Origin of the sequence: Microbacterium sp. B24 (genome assembly GCF_000333415.1) — a bacterium.
Taxonomy (GTDB): Bacteria; Actinomycetota; Actinomycetes; order Actinomycetales; family Microbacteriaceae; genus Microbacterium.
Genome location: NZ_BADB01000367.1, coordinates 12,894 through 27,784 on the forward strand (window position 1 = coordinate 12,894; position 14,891 = coordinate 27,784).

The 14,891-nt window shown below is 69.9% G+C and carries 12 protein-coding genes; 4 read left to right on the top strand and 8 right to left on the bottom strand.

Features of this window, described 5'->3' with window-relative positions:
- Nucleotides 1-42: 42 nt before the first annotated feature.
- Nucleotides 43-2,097: an APC family permease gene (locus tag I5I_RS09555; RefSeq protein WP_036318755.1), complete on the bottom strand. Its 2,055-nt coding sequence runs from the start codon at nucleotides 2,095-2,097 to the stop codon at nucleotides 43-45.
- Nucleotides 2,098-2,169: 72 nt separating this feature from the next.
- Between I5I_RS09555 and I5I_RS09560 the strand changes: the two genes are divergently transcribed.
- Nucleotides 2,170-3,270, top strand: coding sequence for a VanZ family protein (locus I5I_RS09560; protein ID WP_036318758.1), 1,101 nt, complete (start codon nucleotides 2,170-2,172; stop codon nucleotides 3,268-3,270).
- Between the two features lie 86 nt (nucleotides 3,271-3,356).
- Here I5I_RS09560 and I5I_RS09565 read toward each other — a convergent pair whose 3' ends face one another.
- The 4 genes from I5I_RS09565 to I5I_RS09580 all read right to left on the bottom strand — a co-directional run bounded on the left by I5I_RS09565 (nucleotide 3,357) and on the right by I5I_RS09580 (nucleotide 8,695).
- Nucleotides 3,357-4,073, bottom strand: a complete 717-nt coding sequence (locus tag I5I_RS09565; protein WP_239640077.1) for a hypothetical protein — start codon at nucleotides 4,071-4,073, stop codon at nucleotides 3,357-3,359.
- Between the two features lie 182 nt (nucleotides 4,074-4,255).
- Nucleotides 4,256-5,479 (bottom strand): amidohydrolase, encoded by a 1,224-nt coding sequence (locus I5I_RS09570; protein ID WP_036318764.1) that lies wholly within the window; start codon nucleotides 5,477-5,479, stop codon nucleotides 4,256-4,258.
- Nucleotides 5,480-5,499: 20 nt separating this feature from the next.
- Entirely contained in the window at nucleotides 5,500-6,882 is a 1,383-nt protein-coding gene (locus I5I_RS09575; protein WP_036318767.1) for an ABC transporter ATP-binding protein, read from the bottom strand.
- A 64-nt stretch (nucleotides 6,883-6,946) separates the two neighbouring features.
- Nucleotides 6,947-8,695 carry an ABC transporter permease gene (locus I5I_RS09580; RefSeq protein WP_036318770.1) on the bottom strand — a complete coding sequence of 583 codons (1,749 nt, stop codon included), beginning with the start codon at nucleotides 8,693-8,695 and terminating at the stop codon, nucleotides 6,947-6,949.
- Between the two features lie 226 nt (nucleotides 8,696-8,921).
- Between I5I_RS09580 and I5I_RS09585 the strand changes: the two genes are divergently transcribed.
- On the top strand, nucleotides 8,922-9,302 hold the full coding sequence (locus I5I_RS09585; RefSeq protein WP_036318773.1) for an ArsR/SmtB family transcription factor: 381 nt from the start codon (nucleotides 8,922-8,924) through the stop codon (nucleotides 9,300-9,302).
- A 20-nt stretch (nucleotides 9,303-9,322) separates the two neighbouring features.
- On the opposite strand, the gene I5I_RS09590 is transcribed toward I5I_RS09585, so the two are convergent.
- A complete protein-coding gene (locus I5I_RS09590) occupies nucleotides 9,323-10,336 on the bottom strand; it encodes a LacI family DNA-binding transcriptional regulator (RefSeq protein WP_036318776.1) in 1,014 nt (337 codons plus the stop codon).
- 1 nt (nucleotide 10,337) lies between these two features.
- Entirely contained in the window at nucleotides 10,338-12,020 is a 1,683-nt protein-coding gene (locus I5I_RS09595; protein ID WP_036318863.1) for a glycoside hydrolase family 13 protein, read from the bottom strand.
- 84 nt (nucleotides 12,021-12,104) lie between these two features.
- On the opposite strand from I5I_RS09595, the gene I5I_RS09600 reads away from it, so the two are divergent.
- On the top strand, nucleotides 12,105-12,623 hold the full coding sequence (locus I5I_RS09600; RefSeq protein ID WP_036318781.1) for an adenine phosphoribosyltransferase: 519 nt from the start codon (nucleotides 12,105-12,107) through the stop codon (nucleotides 12,621-12,623).
- A 235-nt stretch (nucleotides 12,624-12,858) separates the two neighbouring features.
- On the opposite strand, the gene I5I_RS09605 is transcribed toward I5I_RS09600, so the two are convergent.
- Nucleotides 12,859-14,301 (bottom strand): MFS transporter, encoded by a 1,443-nt coding sequence (locus I5I_RS09605; RefSeq protein WP_239640078.1) that lies wholly within the window; start codon nucleotides 14,299-14,301, stop codon nucleotides 12,859-12,861.
- Between the two features lie 37 nt (nucleotides 14,302-14,338).
- On the opposite strand from I5I_RS09605, the gene soxR reads away from it, so the two are divergent.
- Nucleotides 14,339-14,803 carry a redox-sensitive transcriptional activator SoxR gene (gene soxR, locus I5I_RS09610; protein WP_036318787.1) on the top strand — a complete coding sequence of 155 codons (465 nt, stop codon included), beginning with the start codon at nucleotides 14,339-14,341 and terminating at the stop codon, nucleotides 14,801-14,803.
- The last annotated feature ends 88 nt before the right edge of the window (nucleotides 14,804-14,891 follow it).

Here is a 14,891-nt window from a genome sequence, read left to right on the forward strand (position 1 = left end):
ATCCCACCCGGCTCCGGCGCGACGGACCCGCCTCGGATGCCGTCAACTCTCGTCTTCGGTGTGCGCGACCAGTCCGTAGCTCGGCAGCCGGCCGTCACGACGGTCATCGCCGAGGAGCGGGCGGGAGCGGCGGCCGTAGATCAGCTCCGACGAGTCGAGCAGCCACGGCACCAGCGTGATCTGCACACCGTGCACGAGCATGAGCTGCTGTGCGATGCGGCGCGCCCGTCGGTTGTGCAGGAACGTCTCCCACCAGTGACCGACGATGTACTGCGGCATGTAAACCGTGACGACGGCGCTGCCGTGCTTCTCGCGGTACTTCGTGATGAACTGGGCGATCGGAGCCGCGTAGTGCCGGTAGGGCGATTCGATCACCACGAGCGGAACCGGCATGTTGTGGAACTTCCAGTCCTCCTGCACGTCGCGGGCTTCTTCCGCCGTGACCGCGACGTGTACCGCCAACGTCTTGTCGTGCCTGCCCGACAGGGCGTAGTCGATCGCCTTCGCCGTCGGCTTCTGCAGCGTGCCCACCAGCACGAGCGCCACATCTCCGGTCGAGCCGTAGTGCACGTCGTCGTCCATGGCGATCTCGTGCGAGACGTCGCGGTAGTAGCGGTGCACCCCGATCATGAGGAACGACAGCAGCGGGATCGCGATGAAGACGAGGTAGGCGCCGTGGGTGAACTTCGTGATCGTCACGATCACGAGGACGACGATCGTGAACGTCGCCCCGAGCGCATTGATGAACAGGCCCGAGATCGCCTCTCGCCGCGCCTTCGCCGCCTTCGGGGAGAGCAGGCGCAGCTCGCGCCGCCAGTGCTTGACCATGCCGAGCTGGCCGAGTGAGAACGAGACGAAGACGCCGATGATGTACAGCTGGATCAGCGTGGTCAGCTTCGCCTGGAAGATCACGAGCACCAGCACCGCGGCCAGGCCCAGGATGATCATGCCGTTCGAGTAGACGAGACGGTCACCGCGCGTGTTCAGGGCCTTCGGCGCATAGCCGTCGCGTGCGAGCACCGAGCCCAGCAGCGGGAAGCCGTTGAAAGCCGTGTTGGCGGCCAGCAGCAGGACGGCGGCGGTTGCGGCCTGCACCACGAAGAAGAGGATGCTGCCGTTGCCGAACGTCGCAGCGGCCACCTGTGCCATGAGGCTCGGCTGCACGAGCGCCTCGCAGTTGAAGCCGATCAGCCGGCACGGATCCTCCGAGTAGTGCACACCGGCCACGAGAGCGAGCACCGTGAGGCCCGCGAACATCGTGATGGCGATCGAACCCATCAGAACGAGCGTCGTCTGGGCGTTTCGGATCTTCGGCTGGCGGAACGCCGGAACACCGTTGGAGACGGCCTCCACGCCGGTCAGGGCGGAACAGCCGCTGGAGAACGCGCGCAGGATCAGCAGGATGAGAGCGGCCTGGCTGAGGTCCTCTGCCTGCACGGCGAACTGGGCGCTCTCGGCGATCGGCGCATCGCCCAGCATCCATCGGACGAGGCCCGTACCGATCATGAGCATGACCGAACCGATGAACAGGTAGGTCGGAATCGCGAAGGCCGTCGAGGCTTCGCGGACGCCGCGGAGGTTGACCAGGATGATGAGCACGACGAAGCCGACCGCGAGCTCGACGCGCCAGGGGTCGAGGTTCGGCAGGGCCGAGATGATGTTGTCCACGCCCGAGGCGACCGACACGGCCACCGTCAGGATGTAGTCCACCAGCAGGGCCGCCGCGACCACGACGCCGGCTTTCTCGCCCAGGTTCGTGCGGGCGACCTCGTAGTCGCCGCCGCCCGAGGGGTAGGCCTTGATCAGCTGGCGGTAGCTGAGCACCACCACGATGAGCAGGGCGACGACCGCCGCCGCGACCCAGGGGCTGAGCGCCAGAAAGGCCGTGCCGCCGATCAGGAGGATCATCAGCAGCTCCTGCGGGGCATAGGCCACCGAGGAGAGGGCGTCGGAGGCGAAGATCGGCAGCGCCATCTTCTTGGGCAGCAGCTGTCCTTCGAGCTCCTCGCTCGTGAGGGGCTCGCCGATGAGGATGCGCTTGGCGATCGGCGTCTCTTCGCCGGGGCCGCGACTGTCGTCTGTCACGGCGGGCGACATTACGCGGTCGCGTGTCGCCGCGCAATCCCGGCGAGCGTGAGAATGACGCCGCGAGGCTGCAAGGATCGACGCATGGGGAATGAGCTCTACTCGGGGGTCGTCGCGCTGGGCATCGGATTCGTCGTGGGAATCGTGCTGTTCGTGCCGTTCGTGGCGATCAGCTATCGGCGCCGCGGCCGGCTCACCGTCGGGCGATTTCTGCTGTGGGCCGCCGCGCTGGTCTACTTCTGGGCCATCTGGACGTACACGCTGCTTCCCCTGCCCGACGCCGAGAATTACGCCTGCGCGGGCGTGAATCTGAACATCTGGGCCTTCATCGACGACCTTCGCGGCGCCCGCAGCCTCACCGACTTCGCCGTCCTGCAACTGGCGCTGAACGTGCTGCTGTTCATGCCGCTCGGGTTCTTCCTGCGGGTGCTCGGAGGTCGCGGCATCGTCGTCGCGTTCGCGACCGGTCTGCTGGTGTCGCTGACGATCGAGACCACCCAGCTCACCGGGGTGTGGGGACTGTACCCGTGCGCGTACCGCGTCTTCGACGTCGACGACATGCTCACGAACACGGTCGGGGCGGTGCTCGGCTCGCTCGTCGCGCTGATCGTCCCCCGACGGTGGTGGGTGCGTCGATCGACGGATGCCGGGAGCCGCCCGCATCCGGTCACGCGCGGACGCCGGCTGCTCGCCATGTTCTGCGATCTGCTCGGCGTCGTGCTCGTCGGGTACGGTTCGGCCGTCGCCGTGCAGGTGTTCCTCGAGTACGTCGTTCGCGACCATGCCGCCGTCCTCGACGGTGCCGCGGGTCGCTTCGCGCTCACGGTGACGCCGATCGCGATCTGGGCCGTCGTCGTCCTCGCCACCGGCCGCACGCCGGGAGACCTGGCCGTCGAACTGCGCTACCGCGGCGGCCGGCTGCCGGCTCCCGTGGCGCGGCCGCTGCGATTCCTTGCCGGCATCGGGGGCTATCTGCTGCTGGATCTCGTGCCGGAGCCGTGGACGTTCGTGCAGTTCCTCTTCGCCGCGGCATCCGTCGTGCTCGTGTTCACCACGCGCGGCGGCCGCGGACTGCCCGGCCTGGTGACCGGTCAGTGGCTCGTCGATGCGAGGGAGTCGGCTGCCGTGGTGGGGGAAGGCAGGACGGCGTTCACAACTCCGGAGAAGTCGTCCCGCAACGGGTGAACGGCCTGGCGTCGGCTGCGGGCGGCGTCGAATCTCCGGAGTTGTGAACAGAGCGGAAGGGCGCCCGTCCGATCCGCGGCTGCGACTTACTGCGGAGCGTAGAAGTACAGGATCGTCCCGACCGGCCCGTCGGCCCCGTCGGTGTCGGCGAACACGCTGTAGGAGGGCGTGCCGTTCTTGAACGACGAACGCTGTGGGTCGAAGGCGAAGCGGATGCTGCCCGAGGGGCGCGGCGTCTCGCTCGCGGGAGCGGGTGTGAGGGCCCGCACCTCGGCCGCGCTCATCCCGATCTTCAGGCCGAACTCCGCCGTGACCGGAACTCCGCCCACCTCGTTCGCGGTGAACAGCGCGTACGCGGGCTGCGAGAAGTCGGCCCGGGTCAGCGTCGCGGTCGGGACCATCTCGAACAACGAGAATCCGTTCCACGCGTACACGGTGTAATCCGGCAGCGTCGAGCCGTTGCCGGCCTGCGTGCGCTGCGTCGGCGGCGCCCCGAAGGCCGCGGTGAGGGCCGCGACGGCGGCGGTCGGCTCGTCGGCCCACCGGTAGGTGAAGGGCTGGCCGGAGGCGCTCGTGAGTGTGAAGCCGGTGGCTGAGAACGCCACCCCCGTGGCGGCGGCGGTCGTCGTGGGGCTCGGCGTCGAAGAGGGGGTGGATGCCGGCACCGACGCGTCATCCGTCGACACCGACGGCGCCGAGGGCGCCGGTTGCGCCGAATCGGACGGGCGGGTCAGCGCGAAGCCGACCACGGCGACGACCGCCACCGCCAGCACGGCGGCGACGATTCCGAGGATCAGCGTCATGCGCGAGCCGCCTCCGCCTCCCGGGGTGCGGGGTTCGCGCGGTGGCTTCGGCTGCCGGGGTTCGCGGGGAGGCTTCGGTTCGCGGGCGGGCCGGGGCTCGCGCGGCGCGCGCTGCTCGCGCCCCTCGCGCCCCGCCGCGCGTTCCGGCTCGTCGGGCTGCGGACCGAACAGATCCTCGAGGCTCATCCCAGGAACTCCCGCGCGGCGACGACGAGCGCGTCCACGCCCCGCTCGATCGTGGGGTGCAGGATCGGAGCGAAGAACGGCGAGTGGTTGGTGGGGATGTCCTCGTTGACGGTGCCGCGCGCGACGGCATCCGCGAACTGCTGCGGGTCGAGGCCACCCCAGAACCAGTAGACGAGCGGCACGCCGGCTTCGCGCGCGAACCACGAGACGTCCTCGCTGCCGGTGAACATGCCGGGGTCGACGACCGTCCCCTCGCCGAAGGCGCGGTCCCACGCGGCGCTGAGGCGCGCGGTGGCGTCGTGGTCGTTGATCGTCGGCGGTAGGGAGTGGTCGGTCGTGATGACCGGCTCCTGCTCCGCTCCGGATGCCGCGGCCTCCGCCCGCACGATGCGCTCCACGCGCGCCAGCACATCGGCGCGCGCCTCGTCGTCGGGGTAGCGCAGGCTCAACTCGAGCTTCGCCTCGGCGGGGATGATGTTGTTCTTCAGTCCCGCGTGGATCGAGCCGACGGTGACGACGGCCATCTCCCGCGGGTCGATCTCGCGCGACACGATGGTCTGCAGGCGCATGACCGTGGCCGCGGCCATGACGACGGGGTCGATCGTGGCGTGCGGGCGCGAGCCGTGGCCGCCGCGGCCGAGCAGGCGCACGGTGAGTCCGTCCGAGGCCGCCATCTGCGTTCCGGGGCGCACGCCGATCGTGCCGGCGGGAAGCGGCGTCAGGTGCTGGCCGAGCACGATGTCGGGCTTCGGGAACCGGTCGAGCACGCCGTCGGCGATCATCGCCTGCGCGCCGGCGCCGTACTCCTCCGCGGGCTGGAAGACGGCGACGACGGTTCCCGACCACTCGTCGCGGGTCGCTGCGAGCCGCTCGAGCGCGCCGAGCAGGGCCGTCACGTGCATGTCGTGGCCGCACGCGTGCATCACGGGCACGTCGGTGCCGGCCGGGTCGATGCCGCGGGCGGTGCTGGCGTAGGCGAGGCCGGTCTGCTCGGCCACCGGAAGGCCGTCCATGTCGGCCCGCAGCCACACCACCGGGCCGTCGCCGGCGGCGGTGCCGGTGATGCTCGTGGCGACGCCGGTCGTGCCGAGGCCTTCGACGTAGTCGAGTCCGAGAGCGGCGAGCTCACGGGTGATCACGCCCGCCGTGCGGGTCTCCTGGAACGACAGTTCCGGGTGGCGGTGCAGGTCGATGTAGAGGGCTTCGAGGTCGATGCTCATGCCATCGAGAGTACGCGGGACTACGCCGGCGGTTGCGGGGAGCCGCCGCGAAGGTGGGCGGATGCCGCGCGCGCCAGCTCTCCCAGCACGAGCTCGCCCGAGTCCGCGTCGTAGTCGAACAGTTCGCCGTAGCGCCCCCACTGGATGGCGATGTCCAGCTGACGGCGGGCCTCCGAATCCGTGAAACCCCGTCGCAGCAGATCGAGGAAGAAGTCGTCGCGCAGCGCCCCGTCGTCGCTGTTCTCCAGCGCCGCGACCACGGTGTGCACGAGCGGCGCGTGCTGCAGGCACAGGCGCGCGAACAGTTCCTTGGAGGCGTCGATGTCGGCGGTGACCCACGCACGGCCCTCATCGGTCAGAAACGCCTGAGCGCCCTCCACGTCGAGCAGCCGCAGCATGCTCGCGGCATCCACGAGCGGCAGCAGATCGTCGACCTCGAACGACAGCTCGTCGGCGAGGTCGGGCAGGTCGGTCTGCCCGTTGTGGGCGTGGACGATCTCGATCAGACCCGCGAGCCCGCCGACCGACGCGGCCGGCAGCGGCCAGGTCGCGGGCGTGCGCGCCGCCACCGCGTTCGTCGCCGTGGCATCCGCGCCGCCGTCGCCGGTGAGCAGGGCGTACAGGCGTGCGACCGTCTCGTCGAATGCGGGGCTGCGTCGATCGCGCGGACGCGGCATCGACACGGCGACCTCGCCGACGAGGTGACCGGGGTTCGAGCCGAGCACGATGACGCGGTCGGCCATGAGCACGGCCTCCTCGATGTTGTGGGTGACGATGCACACTGTCCGCGTCGGGAAGTCGGGCTGCGACCAGAGCGAGATGACCTCGCTGCGCAGGTTCTCAGCCGTCAGCACGTCCAGCGCCGAGAATGGCTCGTCCATCAGCAGCACGTCCGGGCGCAGCACGAGCGCCCGTGCGAAGCCGACGCGCTGGCGCATGCCGCCGGAGAGCTCTCGCGGATACGCCGACTCGAAGCCGTCGAGACCGATCACGTCGATCGCCTCGAGCGCGCGGGCGCGGCGCTCGTCGCGGCCGACGCCGCGGGCCTGCAGGCCCAGCTCGACGTTGTCGAGCACGGTCAGCCACGGCATGAGCGCGAACGACTGGAACACCATGCCGACGGCGGGGTTCGCACCGCGCAGGCGCTCGCCGCGGCAGCGGACCTCGCCGGCGGTGGGCGCGTTGAGCCCGGCGATCATGCGCAGCAGGGTCGACTTGCCCGAGCCGGACTTGCCGAGGAGGGCGACGACCTCGCCCTCGTGGAGGGTGAGGGTGACCTCGTCGAGCACGGTGAAGTCGGCGGCGCCGCGTCCGACGGGGTAGGTCTTGGTGACGCGGTCCAGTTCGATGATCGGACCGGTGCCGGTCTGTGCGGCGGTGGTCCGGGTGAGCGTGCGTGCCATGGCGGCACCTCCGTGAAGGATCGTGGTTTCGTTCGGGTGTGGGTGCGGCGGCGGATGCCGCGGGTCAGGCGAGCTGGAAGCGGGTCTGGGCGAGGCGGTACAGCGGACGCCACAGCGCGCGGTTGAGGGCGACGACGAAGACGCTCATGACGATGACGCCGACGTAGGTACGGGCCGTGTCGCCGGTGGCGGTCGCCTGGGCGATGTACGAGCCGAGGCCCGTCGCCGTCAGCGTCGTGCTGCCGTAGGTCACGACTTCGGCGACGATCGAGGCGTTCCAGGCCCCGCCGGCCGCCGCGATCCCGCCGGTGACCCACGCGGAGAACACCGCCGGGAGGATCACGGTGCGCCAGCGCAGCCACCGGCTGAGCCCGAGGTGGGTGGAGGCCTCACGCAGATCGCCCGGAATCGCTGAGGCGCCGGCGATGACGTTGAACAGGATGTACCACTGCGCGCCCAGCGACATGAGGAAGATGCCGCCGACGTCCAGCGAGATGCCCGTCTGGATCAGCAGGAGCGTGACGAACGGGAACAGGAAGTTTGCCGGGAAGCTCGCGAGCACCTGCACGATGGGCTGCGCGAACCGCGTGACGCGGGGGTTCATCCCGATCCAGACGCCGACGGGCACCCAGACGAGGGTTCCGACGATGACGAGCACGAGCACGCGTGCGAACGTGATGAGTCCGAGGCCCGCGGCGACGGCGAACTCGTCGAGCCCGATCGAGGACGAGATCGAGCGCAGCATCACCACGCCGCCCCAGACGACGAGCACCGTGACCGCGACGCCGAAGACCACGTCGCCGATCCGGCGCCGCCCCCGGTCGACGCTCAACGGCACGTCGGCGACGCCGAACACCCGCATCGCGCGGTCGATCCCCTCGCGCAGCGGCCGCAGGGCGCGACCGAGCAGTCCGGGAAGCCCCGAGTGACGCAGGACATCGAGCACGACCGAGCGCGGGGCGGATGCCGGGGCCGTGTCGCCCACGCGGAAACGCTCGGCCCACGCGGTCAGCGGGCTCCAGAACAGGGTGTTCACGCCCACGACCATGATGACCATCGTGACGATCGCCGCGAGCAGCGCCGGGATGTTCTCGTCCGCGGTCGCCGACGCCACGAAGGATCCGATGCCCGGCAGCGCGTAGGTGTGGTTGTTGACCGAGATGACTTCGCTCGCCACGAGGAAGAACCACGCTCCGCCGAAGCTCATCATGCCGTTCCAGACGAGCGGGATCATGCCGCTCGGCACGTCGAGCTTCCAGAACCGTTGCCAGCGGCTCAGTCGCAGGAGGCGGGCCGCTTCGTCGAGCTCACGCGGCTGGCTCGTGAGCGCGCCGTAGAACGCGAAGGTCATGTTCCAGGCCTGGCTCGTGAAGATCGCGAACACCGACGCGCACTCGACGCCGAGTTCGGAGTTCGGGAACAGCACGAGCCACACCGAGAGCGTGACCGAGAGGAACGCGAGCACCGGCACGGACTGCAGGATGTCGAGGATCGGGATGAGCACCTTCTCGGCCCGACGCGAACGTGCCGCGGCCGTCGCGTAGACGAAGGTGAAGACGAGCGACAGCGCCAGGCCCACGAACATGCGCAGCAGCGAGCGTGCCGCGTCGTAGGGAAGGTTCGTGAGGTCGGTCGACACACCAGCGACGTCGCGGTTCGGGTCGAACGGCACCAGGACGCCGTGTGACAGGTCGACGACGGCCCACAGCAGGGCGGCGAAGGCGACGAGCACCACCGCGTCGGCGGCGAGGCGGGTGCGGGCAGGGGCGGTGACGGCGGAGGCCGCACCGGCGAAGGGACGCAGGATCGACATGGGGGTTCTCCGGGTCGGGCGCGCGGCAGTGCCTGCCGAGGACCGGAACGGGTCAGTCGGAGATCACGCGGATGCCGCGAGCGCGGGGTGACGACGATGGCGATGGTCGGAATCAGAACTCATGGCCGTCTCACCTCCTCGACTCGGGACGGCGGCCCCCTGTCGGAAGGCCTCGGGTAGCATATGTCTCATTCAATCACTTGCGCAAATGAACGAAAGGTATCCGATGCTCCCGTCGTCATCGACGCCCGAGAACGGACCCAGCGAAGACCAGCTGGCGGCGGCATCCGCCACCTTCGACCTGCTGTCGGTGCCCGGGCGGCTGCACCTGGTGTGGTTGCTGTCCCGTGACGAGACCGACGTCACCGCCCTCGCTGCGCGGACGGGCGCGCAGATTGCGGCGACCAGTCAGCAGCTCGCGAAACTCCGTGCGGCCGGTGTCGTGTCGGCCCGTCGCGAGGGCCGGCGTCAGCTCTATCGCGTCGATGACGTGCACATCATCGCGATCGTGGATCAGATGCTCGCCCATATCGCCCCCGACGGCACGATCGCCCAAGCCCCCGACCCGCGCCGGCCGCCGCGGCGTCCGCGCTTCGTTCCCGCCTGACCGCGGGAACGGCCTCGCCGCTACCGGGTCACGCGCGGCGGCGCCGTCGAGCCGCGGACCACGAGCTCGAAGGGCAGGGATGCCGGGCCGGCTGGCGCATCCTCGACGCCCAAGGCCGCGAGCACCGCCTGTCCGGCGCGCTCGCCCTGCGCGTGCGGGAACTGCTCGATCGTCGTCAGCGCGAACAGTCCCGCCAGCTCGTGCCCGTCGACGCCGATGACCGACAGCCTGCCGGGCACCTCGACACCGAGTTCCCGCGCGGCCGCGAGCACGCCGAACGCCATCTCGTCCGACGCGGCGAAGATCGCGGTGGGCGCGTCGGGGCCGGACAGCAGCTCACGCGACACGCGGCGCGCGCCCTCGACGGTGAAGTCGGCCGCGACGAAACGGGGCTCGGCGACACCGGCATCCCGCATCGCCTGGGCGAATCCGCGGCGCCGCCGGGTGGGGATGTCGAGGGCCTCGCCCGCGTCGTCGGCGAGGCTCCACCCGAGGTGCACGATGTCGCGGTGGCCGAGTCCGAGCAGATGCGCGGTCGCGAGGCGCCCCACGGCCGTGTCGTCGACGCGCAGCCCGGCGACGTCGGCGTGGGGGACGCCGAGCCCGACGACGGGAACGGGCAGCGCCCCGAGCTGACGTCGCTCGTCGGCGCTGAGCTCGACCGACAGCACGATGAGGCCGTCGACGCGCCGTCGGCGCAGCGAGGTCTCGAACAGGTTCCGGCGCTGCTCCGGGTCGTCGGTCAGGTTGTACAGCGTCATGTCGTAGCCGCGCGGTGCGAGTTGCGCGGCGATGCCGTCGAGCACCGTCGCGAAGAACCACCGATCCAGAAGCGGAACGATCACCCCGATGTTCTCGGCGCGCCCGGAGGCGAGGGTGGATGCCGCGGCCGAGACGACGTAGCCGAGCTCGGCGGCCGCCGCGCGCACACGCTCGCGCGTCGCCTCCGACAGACGCCCCCGTCCGCTGAGGGCGCGCGACACCGTCGCCGTCGAGACGCCGGCGGCGCGCGCGACCTCCTCGATGCCGGTCACGTCAGTCCGCGACCATCCATACCGCGACGTCGATGGGCAGTTCCGTGCCGTCGAACGGTGCGCTCGCCACCAGCACGGTGCCCGAGGGCAGCGTCACCGGCGTCGAGCCCGCGTTGGCGAGCACGGTGACGCGACCGGAACGGAACGCGATCACGTCGTCGCCGTAGCCGTCGAGCCACTCCAGCGTCCCCGCTCCGAGGCCCTCGGCGCGGCGGGTCGCCAGCAGCGTGCGGTACAGCCACAGCGTGGAGTCGGGGTCGGACTCCTGCGCGTCGCGGGCGAGCGTCGCCCATTCGGCCGGCTGCGGCAGCCACGACTGGCCCGTCGGGCTGAAGCCGTAGGCGGCGGCATCCGCGCTCCACGGGATCGGCACCCGGCACCCGTCGCGGCCGTAGCGCTCGCCGTCGGTACGGAACCAGGTCGGATCCTGCCGAGACGCGGGCGGCAGCGCGATGACCTCGGGAAGGCCGAGCTCCTCGCCCTGGTAGAGATATGCGGAGCCGGGAAGGGCGAGCATCACGGTCGTCGCGGCGCGGGCGCGACGCAGCCCCACCTCGGGAATCGGCTGGCCGGGGGAGTCGGGACCGATGCCGTGGCCCTGCGGGTTCTCGGCGGTCAGTGCGAGCCGCGATGCGTGGCGCACGACGTCGTGGTTCGACAGCACCCAGGTGGCCGGGGCGCCGACGGCGGGAAACGCCCGCAGCGACTCCGAGATGACCTCGCGGATGGCCGCGGCATCCCACTCGGTCATGAGGTACGGGAAGTTGAACGCCTGGTGCATCTCGTCGGAGCGCACCCACTCGGCGGTGCGGTCGACGGTGGGAAGCCACGCTTCGGCGCAGAGCGCACGGTCGCCGTCGTATGCGGCGAGCACGCGGTGCCAGTCGCGGTAGATCTCGTGCACGCCCTCCTGACCCCAGTACGGCACGTCGTCGTCGGAGCCGCCCATGCTGTCGGCATCCACCGCGGGAAGGTGGTCGGGCAGACCGTCGGTCTTGACGAGGCCGTGGGCCACGTCGACGCGGAAGCCGTCGACGCCGCGGTCGAGCCAGAACCTCAGGATGCCGCGGAACTCCTCCTGCACCTCGGGGTTCGACCAGTCGAAGTCGGGCTGGCTCGTGTCGAACAGGTGCAGGTACCACTGCCCCGGCGTGCCGTCGGCCTCGGTGACGCGTGTCCACGCCGGGCCGCCGAAGACCGACTCCCAGTTGTTCGGCGGCAGCTCGCCGTTCTCACCCTTGCCGTCGCGGAAGAGGTAGCGGGCGCGCGCGGCACTGCCGGGGGCTGCGGCCAGCGCCTCCTGGAACCAGACGTGCCGGTCGGAACTGTGGTTGGGCACGAGGTCGACGATCACGCGGATGCCGCGATCGTGCGCGGCGGCGAGCATCTCGTCGAAGTCGGCGAGCGTGCCGAACAGGGGGTCGACGTCGCAGTAGTCGGCGACGTCATATCCGGCATCCTTCTGCGGAGAGCGGTAGAAGGGGCTCAGCCACACGGCGTCAACGCCCAGGGCGCGCAGGTCGTCGAGATGCGCCGTCACGCCGGGGAGGTCACCGATGCCATCGCCGGAGGCGTCGGCGAAGGAGCGCGGGTAGATCTGGTAGATCACCGCGGTGCGCCACCATTCGGCGCCGGGGCGGCTCTCGCCGATGTCGGGGAGGGAGAAGGTCAACTGCGACGTCATGGCATCAGCGTAGCGCAAGCGCTTGCGCACATGGCGGGCGGGCGTCCGGATCGGGTCGTGTCCGGCGGCGACTAGCCTTGACCGGTGACTTCCGAGGCCCTTGCCCACGCCGAATCGCTCATCGCCGGCATTCCCGACTTCCCGCAGCCGGGCGTGCTGTTCCGCGACATCTCCCCGCTGCTCGCCGACGCGCGGGCGCTGCGCACCGTCGTGGATGCCGTGATCGAACCGTTCGTCGGGCAGTTCGACGTCGTCGCAGGCGTCGAGGCGCGTGGGTTCATGCTGGCCGGCGCCGTCGCGATCGCGGCGGGTGTGGGCATGGCCCCGATCCGCAAGGCGGGCAAGCTGCCGCGGCCCGCGGCATCCGTGTCGTATGCCCTCGAGTACGGCACGGCCGAGATCGAGATGAGCGACGACCTCGCAGCCGGAACGCGCGTGCTGCTGGTCGACGACATCCTCGCCACGGGCGGCACCCTGCGCGCGGGCCAGCACCTGCTCGACGAGCTCGGCCTGCAGTTGGCGGGGACGGCGGTGCTGATGGAGCTCGTCGAGCTTCAGGGGCGCGCGGTGTGCGGCCCGGTCCATTCCGTCTTCCGGGTCTAGGTCGCGGCATCGGTGAGCATCTTGCGGACGCCGGCGAGGAGCTTGGACATGCCGAAGCCGCCGACACCGCTGAAGCCGGTGTGGTGACAGGTGAAGCGGGTACCGCCCTATCTGTCGCGCCCGCAGGCGGGGAGCTGACGGCAGCCCCTAGCCAGGGCGCTGGCAGAAGGCCAACCAGGCAGGCGTGGAACGGAGAGGGCCGAGGACGATCGGTTTTGGATGCACTGTTGGGGGGCTAGAGGGGGGGCGTTAGTTCTGGACGTGCGGCGATGCGAGGGCTGCAGAGCCACCCAAGCGCGCAGAGCGCCCCCGCGAGGGCGAAGACAGCCGCGAATGAGGTTGAGGTATCTGTGCCACCGAACGCAGAGAACACGACTGCCATCGAGGCGAGCGCGAGTGCAGACGCGGTCGCTTCGCCGATCGTGAGTGCGGAGCTGTTGAAGCCTTGGTTGTCTGCGGTCGAGTACCCGAGCGCGAGCGCGCCTAGCCGCGGATAGATGAGTCCGATTCCAGCACCGGCGAAAGTCCATCCGATGACGACGACGACCGGCGTCGCGCTCATGAGCGATGCAATCACTAGGGACCCAACGCCAACGGTGAGCCCTGTTGCTCCGATTCGCGCCGCCAGGACATGACCGATCTGTGGGAATCGGCCCTGCATCCACGAGGCTGCTGACCAGCTGAGTCCCCCAGCCGTGAGGGCGAGGCCTGCAAGAGCGGCAGATGCGCCGTAATGAGTGATGAGGAGCAGCGGCACATAGACCTCCGCTGCCAAGAAGGTGGCAGTCAAGAGGGCGCGGAGAAGGACGACGCTGGGGAGACCGCGGCGGGCGCGTAATGTTCCGGCGGGCATGAGCGGGCGAAGCGCGATAAGCACGATGGCTGCTGCGACGATCGGCCCGATCGATTGGATGGGCCCGCGCATCTCAGCCGCAACGGCAATGACGAGAGCGGCCGCCGCAACGACCACGGCCAGACCGATGCGCACGACTTCTGCGCGTCCGATCGGGGAACGATTCGCGGTTCCGCGAACGGCGCGCATTGCCGGGACGACGATCAGCATCGCGAGAATCACAAGCGTCACCACTCCTAGGAAAATCCAGCGCCACCCGATCGTCTCGGCAAGCACACCAGCCGCAACCGGACCGATCAGGGAGGGGATGACCCAGGCGGTAGCGAAAGCGGCGAAAACCTTCGCGTGTAGCGTTTGCGGGTAGATCCGGGCGACGACAACGTACAGAGCGACCGTCACCGCTCCGCCAGAGAGCCCGTGGATTAACCGACCGCCGACAAAAGCCACCATGTTCGGAGCCAGTGCTATTACGGTGAGCCCTGCCGTGAAGATGGCCACCGAAATGACCAGAGCGCTACGTGGGTTCCACCGGTCGCACCACATGCCTGCCGCCACCATCCCCACCACACTCACCGCCACGGGGCCGGCGAACGCGAAGGCGTATAGCCCGGCGCCGTCCAGTTCCCGACTGACCGTTGGCATGATCGTGGTCACCCCAAGGGCCACGAATGCGTCGAGCATCACCAAGAGGAACAGGCCGACGCTCACCCATCGATACCGCGAGCTGAGCACCCCCGCTTCCCGCACTGATCCCCCAGGTAGCCGCTCGCTCGCGGCTGTCGGGACGGCGTCGGGCAGGGCGTTTTCGCGGTGGGGGGAGGTCACATCGTCACCGTAAAACCTCGACTATAGTTGAGGTCAAATGACCGCCCCGCCCGCCCCGCTCCTGAGTGTCGGTGACGTTGCCAAACGAAGCGGCGTGGCGGTCTCAGCCCTACACTTCTACGAACGTCAAGGCCTGCTCTCGAGTGAGCGCAGCGCTGGCAACCAGCGTCGATATCGCCGGGACGTTCTTCGCCGCATCGCCTTCATCCGGGTATCCCAGCGCGTCGGAGTACCCCTCGCAGACATCCGCACCGCGCTTGAGTCCCTACCGGAAGGTCGCACCCCGACCAAGAAGGACTGGGCGCGCCTGTCCCAGCTGTGGCGCGAGGAGCTCGATGCCCGCATCCGCTCGTTGCAACACCTGCGCGACGACCTCACCGGTTGCATGGGCTGCGGCTGCCTCAGCCTCAAAACCTGCGTCCTAAGAAATCCAGACGACGTGCTCGGAAACGACGGTGCAGGCCCCCGCCGCTGGCGGGACGCCCAGCGCGACCGAAGCTAGAACCCTCTGCGCGCGCTGTCGGTGTGCCGCTGGATTTCTGCCCGCCCCGCTCTTTCGCCGTGACGGTCCCACCCCCGCTCTCACCCTC

Excerpts from the sequence above, each read along its gene's own strand:
- I5I_RS09555 (WP_036318755.1), bottom strand. The coding sequence starts at position 2,097 with ATGTCGCCCGCCGTGACAGACGACAGTCGCGGCCCCGGCGAAGAGACG.
- I5I_RS09560 (WP_036318758.1), top strand. The coding sequence starts at position 2,170 with ATGGGGAATGAGCTCTACTCGGGGGTCGTCGCGCTGGGCATCGGATTC.
- I5I_RS09565 (WP_239640077.1), bottom strand. The coding sequence starts at position 4,073 with ATGACGCTGATCCTCGGAATCGTCGCCGCCGTGCTGGCGGTGGCGGTC.
- I5I_RS09570 (WP_036318764.1), bottom strand. The coding sequence starts at position 5,479 with ATGAGCATCGACCTCGAAGCCCTCTACATCGACCTGCACCGCCACCCG.
- I5I_RS09575 (WP_036318767.1), bottom strand. The coding sequence starts at position 6,882 with ATGGCACGCACGCTCACCCGGACCACCGCCGCACAGACCGGCACCGGT.
- I5I_RS09580 (WP_036318770.1), bottom strand. The coding sequence starts at position 8,695 with ATGTCGATCCTGCGTCCCTTCGCCGGTGCGGCCTCCGCCGTCACCGCC.
- I5I_RS09585 (WP_036318773.1), top strand. The coding sequence starts at position 8,922 with ATGCTCCCGTCGTCATCGACGCCCGAGAACGGACCCAGCGAAGACCAG.
- I5I_RS09595 (WP_036318863.1), bottom strand. The coding sequence starts at position 12,020 with ATGACGTCGCAGTTGACCTTCTCCCTCCCCGACATCGGCGAGAGCCGC.
- soxR (WP_036318787.1), top strand. The coding sequence starts at position 14,339 with ATGACCGCCCCGCCCGCCCCGCTCCTGAGTGTCGGTGACGTTGCCAAA.